Below are 17,064 nucleotides of genomic sequence, written 5' to 3'. Positions count from 1 at the left end.
CCATTACGACACAACACACGGTATTTGTCGCCTAAAGCTGGCGTCATTGTGAACCTATTTAAATGTTACCCCACTGGTTTTGCGAAGACTGATTATTGATGACATGAACGGCCTACCGGCCTGATGAGAAACCTAACATAAAAAATGGCTCTTTCAAGCCGACAAGGTTTTAAGGTTCATCAGGCGCGGAACTCATCGAGGCGCAGGCTCCTTGCCTACAGTGACGCCGGATAGATTTAAGCAAGCCAAAAATTCATCAAAAATGAGTGTTGCAAAAACGAGGGGAACCATAGATTTTTTATGCTCTCTTTTGGCGCTTAAAGTGACGTCCGGTAATGTGGATGATCGGGAACCTGTTCGTGAGTTAGCAAAAGAGCTAATGGGTTGTCTTTACGGTGACAAAGGTTATCTCAGCAAAGAATTAGCGGAGGATTTAGCCCAAAATGGGGTGACTTTTATCACGAAAAAGCGCTGTAATATGAAAGCACAGGTGCTGGAAGAGTGGGATAGAATAATGTTATTAAAGCGTTTTATCATCAAAACCATTAATGGCCAATTGAAACACATTTCTCAAATAGAGCATTCTCGCCACCGAAGTATAAAAGGGTTTCTGTTAACCGTTTTATGTGGATTGATTGCTTACTGCGTTAAAGAAAAGAAACCGTCACTGAAAATTTTCTACTCAGAAGACGATTTCCCAGTGACGGCTTAAACGGAATTCGGGTTAATCAGGAACTTTTTTAAAACCGAAGAATCCACAAATATTTATCAAACACATTAACCAAGCATAAAATATTAACGACCACGGGTTATCGTTGCCAAAAACAAGGACCATCCCCGTTCCAATGCCGCTAACCACCAGACCTTGGACTCCGAAATACAGCGCAACCGCCGTACCTGCCATATCATCAAATTCTCTAAGGGCACCGTTGGCGGTGATTGAAACGAGCATGACGATACCTACAGCTATTACCCACATCGGCACCACGAATGTAGCAAACTGTGGTTCACCCAGTACGGAGCAGACCGCCAGAATCCCCGAGCCTAGCGCTATTAGCGTAGTACCTCGAACAAAGCATCCCTGTATTCCCCAGCGCCCTACGAACCAGCCCGAGAATCGAGCGGTAATTATCATTATCACCGCAACTGTGGAGAACGCAAAACTGAACCCTAATTGAGAAAAGCCTGCCCCCTCGATCAGCACGCGAGGAGCAATGGAAAAGAAAACAAAAAAAGACCCCATGGCCGTGCTGAAGCCAAGGGTATAAACCCAAAACGAACTACTTGCCAATATAGAAGCGAATGTAGACTCCGAGGCCTTAATGGAACACCATCGCGTCTCATGCCATTTTGGCCAAGCACGAAGGAGCGATAGCAAGCCCGCTAGACCTAGCATATAAAAAATCGAGCGCCATCCCCAATTGATTGCAAGGGCCGCGCCTATAATTGGCCCGATCGCAGGAACAAAGGCAAGAATCGAACTAAGCAACCCATAAATAGTGCTACTTTCGGGCCTATTTCCATATACATCTCGGATAGTCGAAAACACCCCAACAAGCGCAGCGGAAGCACCCAAAGCCTGGATAACCCTAAGAGCTAAAAATAAGTCACCACGATTCACCATTGCAATGCAGAACGACGTCATGGTAAACGCAGCGGCTCCGCCAAGCACCACGGGCCTCCTACCGATACGATCAGATAATGGCCCAAAGATCAATTGCCCGAGCCCGAGGATGAGAATGTATAAACTCAAGCTGAGCTGAACCACTAAGGTGGATGTATTCAGAGCCGCAGGCATATGAGGCACCACAGGCAAATATACATCCATAGCAAGCGAAGCTAACAAATCAAATGGAACCATCAGCGCAAGCGCTGCTGGCAAGGAGTATCCCCAAGGGTGAATATTTTGATTAGACATAACATCAATCCACTAGTATTAATATTAAATAGCGGTCACTGACTCATAAATAAATATTAAGAGATCGCCGCAACCGCTCCACAAGCCGTTGCGGCGTAATTTTCTGTCTGCGGACCTGATCCCATGTTAGACTTCTCGAAAGTCATATCGTGCGCAGGTTGGTAAGCGTGTGATCAAATAAAAATTGATACTACACTCTGCGAAAATGTCAAGTAAATCCCCCAGCCTCAAAAATCTTGGGCAGTAGGGCGGACAACTATTTCATTGACATCTACATCAGAAGGCTGCTCGATCGCAAAGCAAACCGCGCGCGCAACAGAGTCTGCAGAGATCGCACCCCGATAGAACTCTCTTAGAGCAGAAGCGCTAGAAGGGTGAGTCGTTCCTAGTGGCAACTCGCTCTGAATCATGCCTGGGCAGATCGTAGTTGTGCGTATCAGATTTCCGACCTCTTGGCGCAGCCCTTCTGAGATGGAACGTACTGCATACTTCGTCGCGCTATAGACTGTTCCGCCGGGGCTAAAAACTTTCATCCCCGCAACAGAACACATATTTATAAAATGCCCTTCTCCTTGATCACGGAAAATAGGCAGTGCTGCCACCACACCGTACAGCAAACCCTTAACATTAATATCTATCATACGTTCCCATTCTTCCACCCTGAGCTCTTCTAACGGCGCGACAGCCATTAGACCCGCATTGTTCACCATCACATCAACCCGTCCAAACCGCTGTTTTGCGTAAATCAGCAAGTCCTTAACCTGAGGTAACTGGGTTACGTCGGTGGATTTATATGCGACATCGCCTCCGCTGGAATCAATTTCAGCTGCGACTATTTCTAACTTATCCATTCGCCGAGCACCAAGAACGACATGAGCCCCCTTGGATGCGAGATGCCGCGCTATTTCTGCCCCCAAACCACTGGACGCACCGGTAATTACTACCACACGGCCTTGTATATCCATTTCACTCATGATCGATCCTCTAGAATATCTAGGACAAAAGGTCCCCATAGCAGGAGATTAAAATTACGACAACAGCTGTGAGTTCGCTCGCAGCATATCAGTCCATCACCCGACGTCTAAAGACGCTATTGCTTTGATCAGCCCTTTTTTTTCCGAGGACGCAGCGCCCCGAAACATTCGATATGTATAAAACAGCTCTTTAAACCCGACGGATTTTAACCATCCAATCTCGTCGAGCGAAAATTCCGGGATATCGATCGTAAACATAGTATGCCGGGGAAACTGGTCTGCGATATGGGCTAATACGAAGGAAAACGTGCTGGTATCTCTAGCATAAATAGGACCTAGCCGAACACCGTCGGTAGATAGTCTTGCGCCAAAGACCGCGGCGATCGCACCTCCGTTCTCATATATCCAGCCACTTCGACCTGGACCCACAAACCAATTCTTTAGCAGACCTTTCCGGTTATAGCCAACGCAGCCCTCATCGAATTCAACTACTTTTGAAAGATTCAGATCGGTGACTATTGAAATAGAAGCGACGTCTCTCTTTGTGACAGAACCCTCAAGCTCACCTCTCAGTCGAAATATTCTGTACGCTTCAACATAACCCCACTTTTCATACGCCGCTTTCTGCTCTACCACACTGTCTAATCCAGAACTGGCCGTCGTATCCACTCTCCGAATCACGTGCTCCCATGTTTTTAGTCCCATCCCCTTGTTACGCATCTTCTTTGCCACCAAAAAATGGCCGACGTGGGAGTATTCCTCGCCAAACTTCACGACAGACATTGCCGACACAGCTCTATCACCTTGGTACCCCATATAGAAACCCGCAGGGTCTGCGCTGAAGTAGCAAACCTCGTCGTCGATGCCTAGATCCCATTGCTCATCCCTCTGCCACTTGACGACTCGATTCCACTCCGTTAATGAGACTTTCCTAATTTTAATATCTTCAGATCCCATGAAATATGACCCTCAAAATCTGTTGCTGATTGCCTGTCACCGGTGAGCTCTCTTCGAAGGAATGACTGTAAGTGTTAGAACGGAGTGACCCTGAATGCACCATCTGCTCTCGATAACAAGCTTAGCCGGAGAGCGATACGGCCGACAAGGTGAGAACTTGATAGATATACTTCCAGCTCTACTCCAAGCTAGGACTTCGTAATTAAAAAAGTTCATGCTCATTCCATTCGGGCCGCCAATCGCCTTATACAGAGCTTCCTTTGCAGAAAAGCAGCTATAAAAAAATAACCTCGCGTCCTTCATGCTCAAGCTCCGCATGAGGTGGAGTTCATCGCCAGCAAAGACATGCGGAGCAAGGGAAAAGAAATCCTCTTCGCGAATGCTCTCTACGTCTATTCCCACAGCATCGCAATATCCGGCCTTGGCAACACAAGCCACAGATATACCTTCCGCGTGAGAGACAGAGCCAACAAAGCCGTCGGGGAATACAGGCGACTCGAACGTTCGGTGAATCGGAGGTTGGGAGATACCAAACATCTCTAGGGCAAGCCGGACGCAAGCCCGACCAGCTCTCCTACGATACAGGCCGTATAACTTGGTTGCTAAGATATCCTCGGAGTGAGCCGAGCATAGGTCGAGCGAATGAGCTGGACCATGGGCCTGCAAAACAACCCTATCGAAGATGTCGCGGAAGTAGGTTATTTCTTCGATAATGAGCAACTCTGAACCCCTCATTTCCTTCCCCGAAATGCTGTCTCAAACCTAAGCACCAAAAACGTCGCCTAAATTAAACTTTCCTTCTGAGATAAGATCATTTACGGGGCGCCGGGTCCCCGCGGAGTTTCTATAGTCCAATAGCTCAATGACACCTTGCCCACATTTCACAGTCAGGCCTAGCTCTCCAATGTGCAGAATCTGCCCGGGAGGAGCTTCTGTCGCGGCAAACTGATCCTCCTTAACTCCCGACTTACAAATCACTAACTCTTTTCCCCTATGGGTTGACCAAGCACCTGGCTTGGGGTCGCATCCACGAACGAGGTTATGAATTTGCCTTGCCGATAATTTCCAGTCTATACGAGCTAGTTGTCTTGTGCACCAGCTCTGATACGTCGCCAGGTGAGAGTCTTGGAGGCGCCCCTTCATATCCGACAAAACTACTTTCTCCATACAATCGACTAAGGCTTTTACTCCCTCGGGCATCAGAGCACGATGGTAAAGTGAACCAGCGGAATCATCTTCAAGGATGTCGAATGACATCTGGTACAAAATTTCGCCGTCGTCTAACACGTCATTCGGTGTGAAAATCGTAAAACCAGTACTGGCCTCACCGTTTATGATTGCCCAATTTATAGCGCTGGGCCCCCTATATTTAGGCAATAACGATGGGTGATACTCAATAGTTCCCTTTATTGGTAAGCTCAAAAATGTATGGTGCGCCTTTAGCGTCACGTACGCCATCACGCCGATGTCTACCCCTAAATTGCCCAAAGAGTTGACAAATGGCTCATCAAGCGACCGCGCTCTAATGAAAGGAACGCCCATTTCAGTCGCTGCCTTTTCGGCGACGTCGTGTGAACCCAAATCTCTGTTGGTGCAGATGAAGAGGACAATTTGGTGGCCTCTTCTTGCTATCAACCGGATAACCTCTGCAGCAAACTCACTTTGTCCAGACACAATAGCGCGTAGTGGACGAACCTGACCGCTTTTATGTGATTCTAAATCTTGTAGGGTCTGCACCGCCCCTAGGTCCACGTTCTGGTGAATACTAGGCATAACTAGTTCTCCGAGCGTCGAACGGGAAAATTCATCCAATTCATCATGGTCAATCGGCGCTCTGGCAGAGTTGAGCCGTACCAGCTAGGATCCCAACTAACGCTATGTAGGTGCCATGTCGGATATAGAACTAGACGGTTGAACTTAACATCGACTTGATCCGTCACCTCCCACACTTCGTTTGACTTCGTAAGGTAGCCATATGTTGGCACATTTCCATCGGTGATAAGCTGCCACACAGCGCGATAAGTTTCTTTATCGATCACCTGGCCTCTGCTCTCCGACCGCTTTGGTTTCTGCGTATCAATGCAGAACTTTGGATTGTCAAAAATTTTTTCGCATATTACGCTGTATGAATGGGTTGCCCTCAGCCTTTCGCATAACACTTCCGGCAAATCCGACACTGGCGGCGGAATCGTTTCAACGCCAGTATCTCGATGGCGAATAAAGACCGTCCCGCCTCGTGATTGATGTGGCAGAGACAAATAGATGACAGACGCAATGAATCCGAAATAATCCACGTGCGGATTTTTAGCCCATGGAGCTTCATCAAAAGGCATCGTTATGACACCAAAACGTGTCAGCAGAAACCACGAGGACCATTGATCGGCCTGTTCGCCGGGCCGTACTGGAGGGAAATCGTAGTTTCTACAATCTAATCCAAGAACCGGCTCGAGGTACTGGGACTTAATAAATTGCTCTACGTCGGTCCTATGCAACGATGCGACGGCCTGAAGCCCCGGCCAAAGGTCGCCAAGCAATGGCTTGTCGAAATGGAGTTGAAGTGCGAATTCACGCACAGCGTCCGGATACCTTAGAAAATTATCTACGACCAGGACAGGTATATTGTCGCTACCCACGACTTTGTGATGTATTTCCATGTCTTCAAGGCGATTCAGCTCGAGCAGGCTTTCTAGATCTAGATTCATGATCTTTGTTCCTCTATTTTTTAAAAATGTTAATGACGTCCGAAGGCAGTCATTTTCAGCCACGCGACGTCTGATGTATGTCTCTACCCAACGGGCTTGTCAGAGGCTAGGCAGACGTAGTTTTTTCCGCTTGGCTACCGACCAAGTCATCACTTATCCAATTTTGCTAGCCTAGCTGCTGGTTTTATCGCTGCCACGCCGAGCGCTGCTGTAGTGATTCTCATCTTCCCGTCTCCGTCTGGAAAGTGACGGACATCAGTGAACCCTAGGCGTCGGAGCAAAACGTCAACGAACGAAACCTGACTTTCGTGATGCTCAATGCCTAGAAGGCCGCCTTCAGCCAGAAACTCTCTCGCTAGTTCACAACACCTCTTAACTGCATCTGTACCGTCGATCCCTGAAAAAATTGCGTCTTTAGGGTGATGGATAGCAAACTCCGGCATGCTAGCCTGACCCAAGGGTACGAATGGGGGATTCGCTACTACGATCTGAGAGTTGGAGCAGCGTTCGTCAATAGGATCCATCGTGAAGATGTCGCAGCCAGATATGACGGCGGCGCAATGCTTCGGGACGAATGCGCGCACGTTATTGTGTAGTACAGCCCTTGCCTCTTGCCTGAACTCGACGAAGCATATTGAACTACATTTCAAGCGGCGCGAAAGACTTATTCCCAAGGGTCCGACACCAGCGCAAATATCGGTTATTCTGTGCACATCAATATGTTCCGCCCGTGAGCATATGTCCTCTATCAGAGGCAGACTTTGCTCTCTCGGGACAAAAGTATCCTTCGCGACCTGAAGCTTGGCTCCATCAAAATATGCATATTCGAGGATATAGCCGAGAGGGATGCGCTTCTCCCGGTCTGCTACTGCGTTGAGAAATCCCTCGATGTTTGGGTTCTGGCCCGTAAGGAAGTGCTGCTTGAGAAGGTCAACCTCAGCTCGCGCACTCACGATGCCGACTTCAGAAAGTCGCCATCTTGCTCGAAGACATATATCGTCCACCATTAAGTTCTCCATAGCTACTCCAACCAAAAAAGTTCCACCAGGGGCTGTTTTCTAGAAGCCTAGCGGACCGCTCAAGATAGATGCTACTAAATGGCGCGTGCGTTCCGCCCGTACGAACGAATTCCCTTCTGGAAAACAATAATTTTCCATCGAGCAAGAATATCTAATTTCGTCCCAGTTCTTTTCGAAGCCCCCCAGCACTTCCGGAAACCGTGTAATGAAGTTTGGGTCAGAAGCTTTCTCAAGCCACCTGCTGATGGGGACACGATGAACCGGATACCCGGCAGCTTCCGTTAAGTTAAATATTTCACTGAAACGATAGAATTCTGAATCTGGAATATTAATTACACGATTTTCTGAATCTGCGTGCCAACAAGCTTTCACAATATCTGCTGCCAAGAGATTCACCGGAACACCGCCAAATACTTCCAGCCCAGCAGGGTATAGCCCCAAGACCAAGCAAGCCTTGATGCATCGAATGATGAAATCGCTGTGGTTGATGTACCTGTACGTACCATGCCCTGTAATTCGACCTGGCCTCACTATAGTACCGACTAGCCCGCGGGCAAAGGCTTCCTGAGCGATGCGCTCAGCCTCCCGCTTTGTTTTCCCGTAACCACTAGCGTCGTTAGAATCCACTACGGAACGCGAGGAAACGAATAAGAATTTTTTTGGACGTCCGGTCGAGCAGTAGTCAACTAGATTCAGAGTGGCGAGGACGTTAGCCCTATAGAGTGAACCAAAATCGTAAGCTAAATTGACGTTCGCGGCGCAGTGAATTACGAGATCGACGTTGCCTATGACCGGAGTGATTTGATGGCTCTCTGTCTCTTCGAGGTCATAATATATTGAAGATACACGTTTGGCCCACTGGGAGTCCCAGTGTTCAGCCAGGCCAGGATATTCCAACAATCTGTCAACAAATTGAGACTGCGAACGATGTCGAGTTGCGCATATGATGTGCGCGCGAGTGCTAATTAGAAGCTTTTCAACCATACATTTCCCAAGGAAACCAGTACCACCCGTGATGAGGATGACTTCTGGAAAATGTACTGACGCTTCGAACGTCCGATATGAGGTTGTAGACAGTTGTATCGAGGTGAACGGCGCTTTTTTGTTATCAGGTAATGTTCCTCTGCAAACGAGATCGGCTACTTCACGTACAGTCGGATTTCCGATAAACGACTCGTAATTGATGTCAGCAGAAAAGTTTCTGTGGAGCCGATCAACTACTCGGATTGTATCTAAGGAGCTGCCACCCAAAACAAAAAAATTATCATGGCGTCCAATATTATCGACTTTAAGTATGTCTTCAAAGATGCTTGATATTATCTTCTCCAGATCACCTTCAGGAGGCACGTAGTCGCCGCGATACAGCTCGTAAGAAACACTTTCGGACAGCATTTTTCGGTTCAACTTCCCATTAACGGTCGTGGGTAGGGATTCAACCACGTACCAAGCAGATGGGAGTGCGAAGGAGGGCAATAATGTTGCTATAAATTCTCGCAATTGTTGAACGTTCGGCATTTCCTGGGATGAGTCAAACCTGATAAATACTGCTAACCTATGTCCGGAACCTTCCCTGTCAATCTTGCTCGCACACGCCTGCAGCACACTGTCATGCTTGCATAAAGCTCTCTCGATCTCACCCAGATCGATTCGGCGTCCATTAATCTTGACCTGCTGATCCTTTCTTCCATGAAGAAAAAGATTTCCTTGATTGCCGATATAGCCGATGTCCCCAGTCAGATGAAATAGCTCGCCCCCTGGGGCGAGGCGTACGAAACCCTCCGCAGTAGCTGCGGCATCATCTAGATAGCCAGCTGAGACGCCAACCCCTCCGATCGCCACTTCGCCTAGCTCACCAACAGGTAGCGTTTTTCGCCCTTTGTCAACGATCTCTATGCGAACCCCAGGCAACGGCTTGCCCACAGGAACAAGCTCGCCGGGCGCGAGCCGACCGGAAACGGTCGCGCAAATTGACGCCTCGGACGGGCCATATGCGTTATAGAGAACGCGCTTCTTTCCCCAGCGTTCGACAGTTCTTTCAGGGAGGGACTCTCCAACGAGCACAATTGATATCCCTGTCGGTACGTTGTCCGGATTCGCTGTCTCGAGAACCGATGGCGTTATAATCAAATGAGTAATGCACTCTTTCGCTATAAAGCCCTCCAGTTCCGTGCCTATCAAATGTCTACTTTGATGCGGAATGACTAGGGACGCCCCGCTCAGCAAGCTCAAAAGAGGCTCAGCTATCGCTGAGTCGAAGCTTAGCGATGCGGTCCAGTCCAGCCCAAACGGCTTTGAGTGGTTAACTTATAGTGGTCAATGAGCCCCTGAACGATTCTCAGAAGCCCCTCATGTGGCACAGCTACGCATTTAGATATCCCCGTAGTGCCGGACGTAAACAAGATCGACGCGGCACCCCGCAGTTCAACTTCTCCGGGAAATTCTTCTTCGCAGTTATTGTTTGTGTCAACGCCACCTACATCGTCGTCCAACCGACAGCTCGGAATAATATTTACGCCTGTGCACGGGATGTCACCGAGATCGTCCGACACCAGCCATGTCGCCCGGGACTTTTCCAATTTTCGAGTTAGCTCCTCTGGCGATATATCTTCTTCAATTAACAACAGGGAAGTGGCGTGCGCCCAACTGGCCAAGATATGCGCTAGCAGACGAATGCTCTTTGGAATTTTTATCGCTGCACGCGCGCCTTGATCGATTCCGGCAGTGCGCAGGTGCTGCTTTATTTTCAGCGATACCCTGTAGAGTTCTTCATAAGTTAACGAAGAATCTAGATGTCTAACCGCCTCGGCCTTTGGAAACCGGCGGACTGTATCGGCGAATACTGACCACAAGGAGTCTCTAATCTTTGTGGGCAAGGGTTCGGTAACTTCTACTGGCGACCTGGGATCATTTTTGTGCATGCTGAACCTCACAATGCGCGACTAGAATAATGGTGATATGCTGCTATCGGTTGTTTAGAAACGAAAAAATATCAGCGCATTTCTCGGCGTACTGATTGACTGTGCTCTCCAATTCATTCTTCCGTCCGAGTATCTCGGCACGGAACTCATGCTCGGCGTCATCTTGAACCCAGCGACGAAGTTCCTCGATAGATTCTTGGATGTGACTCAGCACATGCAGCGTGGCTCGATTGTTTTTTTGAATTCCCCAGTAGATAGACGGGTCATTCTTCGCAATTCTTGCTGCAAGACACATTAACGTTTGCATTGGTGGGGGCGCTACGGCAAGTAAGGAGGCTAGTTTCTCCTGGTCCGCTGGGATGTTGAAGAGGAACGCAAGTATGAGGGCATGTGGGAGTCCCTGACATAACGACATCATCTCGTCATGTTCGGTGGGTGTTAATCTGATAACGTTCATTTTTTCGCGGACAAGTATCTCTTCGATGTTCCTCCCAAGGCTTGTCGATGTATTCTCGCAAACGACCATTGGGCGACTTTCGCAATCGAGTGTTGGAGAGAACATCGGATTCACTCCAACCGATTCGCAACCAAAACACAATGAATTTGCCAGGTCATGAAATTCATGTTGAGCGGAGCATGTGTTGATAAGGCCGTGCTTGCCGGGCTTGATTCTGGGCGCGACCGCTCGCAAACAATTCGAAGCGACGTCTTCTGGCAGAGTGAATATCAAAATTGACGCCCAATCCAAGAGCTCTGGTCGCTTATCAACGATTTCAAGACAATCTTGTGTTATGTGGCCTAACTCGGTAGAACCATTCTTATCGACCGATTGAACGCTGTAGCCATTGGACTTATAAATCTTACTTATAAAAGATCCAACAACGCCCGCCCCACCAAAGATCACAACATTCCTATTCATTACGATTTCCGAACCTTCTTGGTGAACTTTAAACTTTGAAAAGGCACACTGGCCTTTACGAGGGTTTCTGTCATTTCTTTCTCTGGATTGGAATCTGCCACAATGGCTCCGCCAATCCCAAATTCCGCCATGCCGTCTCTAATTACAGCAGTACGAATCACAATGCTTAGATCAGCATAGCCATTAAGCCCCACCCATCCTATCGCTCCGGCATATATCCCGCGTGGCGATCTTTCAAGGCGGTCAATAATTTCCATCGTGCGTATTTTTGGGGCCCCCGTCATTGACCCTCCCGGAAAGCAAGCCTTTATCGCTTGGAAGGTTCCTGCGGTAGCGGGTAGCTTCCCTTCAACGGTAGACACAAGTTGATGTACAGATGAGTAGCTTTCGATATCGAAAGCCAAGGGAACTTCAACTGAGCCAGGAACACATATACTATTTAAGTCATGCCTCACAAGATCAACGATCATCAAGTTTTCTGCACGGTCCTTTCTCGATTGTGCGAGCTCTGTTTTTAAGTTGTCGTCTTCTCGTAAGTCGGCGCTTCGCGGACGGGTTCCCTTGATAGGTTTGGACCTTACTTTCCTGTCTGTTTCTATTGTCAGAAATTTCTCTGGCGAGGCGCTCAATACCGCAAAATCCCTATTCTTCAAGAATGCGCCGTACGGTACAGGGCTTATATGTCTCATTCGGCAGTACGCTTCCAATGGGTCTTGATCGAACTGCATTTTCACCCTATTCGTTAGGCAGATCTCGTAGGACTCACCGTTACGTATTTCTTCGAGGCATGTCTCAATTTTATCCATATACTCCTGCGGCGAATCCTCTAGGGTTAGCTCATCTAGTGGCGCAGGTCCTGGTTCGAAGTTCGAGACTGACTTATGATTCGATGCATTCTCATCCATAAGTTCGGCGCTCAACGATGGGCCCCAAACATTGCATAACCAGGATTTGTGTTCTTGGTGATCAAAAACGAAATAATTTTGCGGCAAATATAGTAGTGCATCCGGATAGCTAGACCTGTGTAGGTTCGCATTTTGTTTGAGTCCCTTGAGTTCATATCCAAGGTAACCTACCACCCCGGCTTGAAATGGGAATGGAATCTGACCAGAAGTCGATTGTTCAATCGTTTCGAGCAACTGGTCCATCAGCTCAAAAAAATCCCCTGAGATACTGGTGCTTCCGCTGGGTCCCTTCATAGTCAGCTTGCGCGAAGCAACTTCATAACTAAATACCAATGAAACACTGGCATTGCAGCGTCCCATAACCGAGTATCTGGATCCCGGCCTTTCGCAAAGCTCGCTGTCCAACCAGAACGTGCTTTCGAACGAACGCAATTCATTTCTGTACACATCTTCAGGTCTCGTCTTGTCCGGAAGCTTAGTCACACTCACCGAAACTTTGGCTGGACCGCCAACTTTCCGTATGGCATCGATGTGGCTGTCGCCATGTGAGGGCTTTCTCCTTATTTTTTTGCTATGCGGAGGAAGTTCGCCAAGAGTTCATGGCCATGAAATGAGTCTATCGATTCAGGATGGAACTGCACGCCGTAGATAGGACGTTCACGATGGGCTAGTCCCATGACTATTCCGTCATCAGTCCATGCTGTAACTTCAAGACACTCTGGAACTGAAGTACATATTAGCGAGTGGTATCGAACAACTTCAAACTCATCTGGCAGCCCGAGAAATATACCTTGCCCACGGTGTATTACTCTAGAGCGGTAACCATGTACTGGTCTTGGCGCATGCTGGATCTTTCCACCGAAGAAGTAGTTAATGCCTTGGTGACCGAGACACACGCCAAGTATGGGTAATGTTTGCTGCGCCAAGATCAACTTACATATGCCAAAGTCTTCTTCGTTTTCGACTGATCCGGGGCCCGGAGATAAAATTACTGCGTCATAGTGAGCGAGGTTGATTTCCTCGAAAGCTGCGTTATTCGGAATAATATCTGGATTAATTCCGCAAACCTCGTAAACGTACTGCGCTATATTGTTTGTGAACGAATCAAAGTTGTCGACGATCAATATTTTCATTATGACGACCTCTGAATTTATGCAGTCCTACTGGCGCGATCTGCGCGTCGTGGGCAAGAGTTCCATTGCAGTGATAGCGGGTGTTTCATTCTCGACCACGGGCGTTATTGGCGGCGCTCTCGTCGAGAGGGCGGCCATTCTGCGCTTGGCTGATCGCTACTTCTTCAAGACGGCATGCTTCCTTGATGACCAAATCGTACAACTCCATCACGAATTCAGGGTTCAGGCCGAGATCTCTTCCAATTTCAGAATTACGACGCTTGACCTCCAATACTCGATTGGGCTGCATCACAGGCACACTATTACCGAGCTTGTAGATTGCCACTTCTCTACAGATATCCAACCTCTTCGCAAGTATTGCCACTAATTTATGATCCAGATCGTTGATCTTTTTTCTGAATTCTGTCAAAGCATGCACGGCGCGCTCCTTAATTGTGTGTCAAGTTAAATAGATTCCCTTCTGGTGGAACTTAAGGTGGTCAGCAATGAAGGTTTGGACGAAGTGAGTGCTATGGTCATAACCAGGAAGTAATCTAAAGCTTACCGGGCGACTGTATTCAGAACATCGTTTCACGAACTGCTCCACTAGTAGCTCGCTTGATCTGTATTCGTCGAGCTCTCCAATATCTATCAGGATTTCTCGTGCAAAGTTCTTTTGCTCAATAAGTTCAGTTGGGTCGTTTTTTCTCCACACCTCGCTTGCGTTGCCCAGATATTCGGAAAATGCGTCTTTCCCCCAATCCGTCTTAGAGGGTGCACAAATAGGGGCAAACGCCGAAACAGAAACGAACTTAGAGGGTTCCTTTAGACCTGCAAGCAATGCTGCCAGCCCTCCCATGCAATGCCCCGTCACACCCATGCGCTTTGTCGGAACGGCAAAATTTTTCTCGACAATTTCTGGAAGCTCTTCCGAAATATAGGTCTCCATTTTCCAATGATGGCTCCACGGAGACTGCGTGGCGTTGAGGTAAAAGCTTGCGGACTCGCCCATGTAATATTTCCCAGTTTTTTCATACTCGCCGGTTTTTCGAGGGCTGGTGTCGGGTGATATCAGCACCATCCCTATTTCAGATGCACACTGCTGAGGAGTTCCCATTTGAAAAAATGTTTTGTAGCTTCCCGTAAACCCTGAGAGATACATAACTACTGGCATGGACTTTCTCTTCACTTCATCCGGAAGATATACCCCGAAGCGCATTTCGAGCCCAATGGAGTCAGAGTGATGCTTCACGTAGTATTGAGTTCCTGAAAAACAACGACTTTCTGAAATAATCTTGATCATCTTGATCGTTCCCTATCGGTAAGCCATAACGGAATAGCAGTTCCTGAGCTTGATGTGGTTAGTCCCGAAGATGTTTCTGTTCCCCCCTGCTTACGTCCCCTTGAAGTGATAGCGCAACCCTCTTTCAGGGAGCAATATGATTAATCGGCTTTAGAAACCCAGTACTCACGAGCTATTGCCCCGATATTTGTACTGATTTGCAAGATATCATTATTTTTATGCGAATCTGGCAGAAAATGCAAGCAGTTTTTTGCGATCTAGTTCAAAAATGTGGGATCCCCCTCGGTCAAGTGGTACCTAGGGGCAATAACGGCTCCGTTGGCTATGCGGCTTGGGGAAAGGTTATGAGTTGCTGGCTTGGCGTAGGGCCTCATGGAAACCCCGCACCAACGTGGCTTTATTAGCAGCGTTGGTCTGCTCAGGGCGATGAGCCGGAGGACCGGAACAATCGCTTCGATCTCGGCACGTTACGTGGGTGCAAGGAACTGGCGTGCCTGGGGCGGCGCGAACGAGGTCCGCGCTGGTCGGTCGCTTGGCTATCGGGCGAGGACGGGCTATTCAGGGCATGCACGTGCCGCAGATCTCTCAACTCAAGAATAGCCTACCCCCGCTATCCGTATCACTTATCAGTGATAAATCCCCGGGTTGAAGGGTACTGTGGTATCTGGTTGTTGTTCCCGGTTGTTGGCTACGTACTGGTGAACTGAGGATTGCGACCTCCGACCAGTTCGACCTAGAGCAAGGACTGTGGATCATCCCGCCGGAAAGTCGTGAAGTAGCTGCAGAACGACATGCGCAAGAAGGGCAAGCGGCCAGGGCTCAGAGAATAAGCACGCTTGCATGATCACCGTGGAGACCACTGAAGACGGTCAGTCACGGCAAGCGGTGTACGGCTCGGAGGCTTTACCAAGACGGCGCTCACCGACTGAATCGCCCGGCTGCAGCCGCCGAACGAGAGGACGTCTACGCTTGGGTACCCGGACATAACGCGACGGCTGCCTTGTCGGCTTCGAGAATGAACTCTACAATCCGATGATTGGTGAGCTGGGGCTTACGGATGCAAGCCTTGCTTTGTTTGTCCTCATCCTCTCGTGGGCGAACAATAATCTAATCTCTTTGAAGAGCCGCCTTGCGCATTTGGGTGGATGAGTTATCATGATGATCTTGCACCACTACAGTTGTATTATGTTCCAGGAGCAGTTGATTAAATGGGCAGACCCCGAGGCAGGCCTCGTTCTTACGACCCCGATCAGGTGCTAGAGGGAGCACTACAGGCATTCTGGAGGGGCGGGTTTTCCGGCACCTCGCTAGATGCCTTGGCCGCCGCTTCAGGACTAAATCGCCCGAGCCTCTATGCCGGATTTGGCGATAAACAGACAATCTATATTAAAGCAATGCGGCGTTTTCTTGCCTACGCAAGCGAGAAGTTCGGTGCCGCCCTGATGCTGCGCCCCAGCGACAAGACATTGTCAGATGTCATTAGACGCTACTTGCGAACGGCCATTGATGTGGATGGCCCGCAAGAGCGAAGTGGCCTGAGCGGCTGCGCGGTAATTTCCACTGCCATGGCAGAAGCGCTGAAAGATCCAAAGATCCGCGAGGTTCTTAGCGATGTACTTTTGGAAATGGATCGTCAGCTCTATGCATGTCTCCAGGAGCTAGTGAAAAAGGGCTTCATCTCACCGGAGGCTGATATTACTTCCCTTTGCACCCTTCTGACTTCTGTTGTTCAGAGCATCGGAATTCGTTCGCGTGCAGGTCAAACGCGTGCAGATTTAGAGCGAATGGTAGAATCAATTACTCTTACGGTAAGCCAGCTTGCGGAGGAAAGGAAGACCAAGCATACCCGTGATCTGCACTCTAGGTGAGGTCAAGCTGCAGGTGTCAATCTAAAACTGTGACCCTTTGGTGAATACGAATTTAGCTCCCTCAATCCCAGAAATCAGAGGACACCGAGTTCTTGGCTGTTGGCAATGACTGCATTAGTACTACAGCCGTAATCGCTCTGTAATGGAGAATGTAATGAACGCATCCCAATCACTTAGCTCCCGGCATTGTGATGGAATTGAGAGATGAGGCGTGGATCCTCTCAGATTTCCGGCCTTATAGTGCCTAAAAGTGGAAGCCTGTAGCTTCCCGATGACTGGAGGATCCACTCATGAAATCTGATTGGTATGGAAGCCTGTGGTGGGGCGCATTATTGGGCACGGGAACTGAGAAAACAGGGACATGAAGTCCGTTTGCTTCAGGCCCGGTTTGTCCGGGCATTCCGGATGGGTAATAAAAACGATGTTCAGGATGCACGAGCTATTTGGAGGGCGGTTCAACAACCGGGTA

At 48.7% G+C, this 17,064-nt stretch carries 16 protein-coding genes and 1 pseudogene; 3 read left to right on the top strand and 14 right to left on the bottom strand.

What is annotated here, in order from left to right:
• Positions 1-262: 262 nt before the first annotated feature.
• On the top strand, positions 263-712 hold the full coding sequence (locus D3222_RS21885; RefSeq protein WP_339367482.1) for a transposase: 450 nt from the start codon (positions 263-265) through the stop codon (positions 710-712).
• Positions 713-724: 12 nt separating this feature from the next.
• Here the strand turns inward: D3222_RS21885 and cml are convergent, their stop codons facing one another.
• The 14 genes from cml to fghA all read right to left on the bottom strand — a co-directional run bounded on the left by cml (position 725) and on the right by fghA (position 14,727).
• On the bottom strand, positions 725-1,918 hold the full coding sequence (cml, locus tag D3222_RS21880) for a CmlA/FloR family chloramphenicol efflux MFS transporter (protein WP_118988005.1): 1,194 nt from the start codon (positions 1,916-1,918) through the stop codon (positions 725-727).
• A 227-nt stretch (positions 1,919-2,145) separates the two neighbouring features.
• Complete coding sequence (locus D3222_RS21875; RefSeq protein WP_118988004.1) at positions 2,146-2,892, bottom strand: SDR family oxidoreductase; 747 nt, start codon at positions 2,890-2,892, stop codon at positions 2,146-2,148.
• Between the two features lie 96 nt (positions 2,893-2,988).
• Entirely contained in the window at positions 2,989-3,849 is an 861-nt protein-coding gene (locus D3222_RS21870; protein WP_118988003.1) for a GNAT family N-acetyltransferase, read from the bottom strand.
• A gap of 36 nt (positions 3,850-3,885) precedes the next feature.
• Positions 3,886-4,584 (bottom strand): 4'-phosphopantetheinyl transferase family protein, encoded by a 699-nt coding sequence (locus tag D3222_RS26885; RefSeq protein WP_118988002.1) that lies wholly within the window; start codon positions 4,582-4,584, stop codon positions 3,886-3,888.
• A 27-nt stretch (positions 4,585-4,611) separates the two neighbouring features.
• Positions 4,612-5,622 carry a methionyl-tRNA formyltransferase gene (locus D3222_RS21860; protein ID WP_118988001.1) on the bottom strand — a complete coding sequence of 337 codons (1,011 nt, stop codon included), beginning with the start codon at positions 5,620-5,622 and terminating at the stop codon, positions 4,612-4,614.
• 2 nt (positions 5,623-5,624) lie between these two features.
• Positions 5,625-6,551: a DUF6445 family protein gene (locus D3222_RS21855; protein WP_118988000.1), complete on the bottom strand. Its 927-nt coding sequence runs from the start codon at positions 6,549-6,551 to the stop codon at positions 5,625-5,627.
• A gap of 149 nt (positions 6,552-6,700) precedes the next feature.
• Positions 6,701-7,570 carry a N5-glutamine methyltransferase family protein gene (locus tag D3222_RS21850; protein WP_118987999.1) on the bottom strand — a complete coding sequence of 290 codons (870 nt, stop codon included), beginning with the start codon at positions 7,568-7,570 and terminating at the stop codon, positions 6,701-6,703.
• 39 nt (positions 7,571-7,609) lie between these two features.
• Entirely contained in the window at positions 7,610-9,793 is a 2,184-nt protein-coding gene (locus D3222_RS26520) for an SDR family oxidoreductase (protein ID WP_255417056.1), read from the bottom strand.
• A 35-nt stretch (positions 9,794-9,828) separates the two neighbouring features.
• Positions 9,829-10,488, bottom strand: coding sequence for an AMP-binding protein (locus tag D3222_RS26515; protein WP_118987997.1), 660 nt, complete (start codon positions 10,486-10,488; stop codon positions 9,829-9,831).
• Between the two features lie 43 nt (positions 10,489-10,531).
• Positions 10,532-11,407, bottom strand: a complete 876-nt coding sequence (locus tag D3222_RS21835) for a prephenate dehydrogenase dimerization domain-containing protein (RefSeq protein WP_118987996.1) — start codon at positions 11,405-11,407, stop codon at positions 10,532-10,534.
• Positions 11,407-12,759 (bottom strand): aminodeoxychorismate synthase component I, encoded by a 1,353-nt coding sequence (pabB, locus tag D3222_RS25650; protein WP_232832621.1) that lies wholly within the window; start codon positions 12,757-12,759, stop codon positions 11,407-11,409. The genes D3222_RS21835 and pabB overlap by 1 nt, the downstream gene beginning before the upstream one ends.
• Before the next feature lie 113 nt (positions 12,760-12,872).
• Positions 12,873-13,445 (bottom strand): anthranilate synthase component II, encoded by a 573-nt coding sequence (locus tag D3222_RS26245; protein WP_118987994.1) that lies wholly within the window; start codon positions 13,443-13,445, stop codon positions 12,873-12,875.
• A gap of 85 nt (positions 13,446-13,530) precedes the next feature.
• Positions 13,531-13,863 (bottom strand): chorismate mutase, encoded by a 333-nt coding sequence (locus tag D3222_RS21820; RefSeq protein WP_198672896.1) that lies wholly within the window; start codon positions 13,861-13,863, stop codon positions 13,531-13,533.
• A gap of 21 nt (positions 13,864-13,884) precedes the next feature.
• Positions 13,885-14,727, bottom strand: coding sequence for an S-formylglutathione hydrolase (gene fghA / locus D3222_RS21815; protein ID WP_118987992.1), 843 nt, complete (start codon positions 14,725-14,727; stop codon positions 13,885-13,887).
• A gap of 1,208 nt (positions 14,728-15,935) precedes the next feature.
• Here fghA and D3222_RS21805 point away from each other — a divergent pair.
• A complete protein-coding gene (locus D3222_RS21805; protein WP_118987990.1) occupies positions 15,936-16,595 on the top strand; it encodes a TetR/AcrR family transcriptional regulator in 660 nt (219 codons plus the stop codon).
• A gap of 297 nt (positions 16,596-16,892) precedes the next feature.
• A pseudogene (locus D3222_RS21800) lies at positions 16,893-17,064 on the top strand (IS110 family transposase); the annotation flags it as partial.

Source organism: Photorhabdus sp. CRCIA-P01 (genome assembly GCF_003545805.1).
GTDB classification, from domain to species: domain Bacteria; phylum Pseudomonadota; class Gammaproteobacteria; order Enterobacterales; family Enterobacteriaceae; genus Photorhabdus; species Photorhabdus antumapuensis.
The sequence above is the reverse complement of the archived record's forward strand: the minus strand, read 5'-3'. Positions and strand labels throughout refer to the sequence as shown.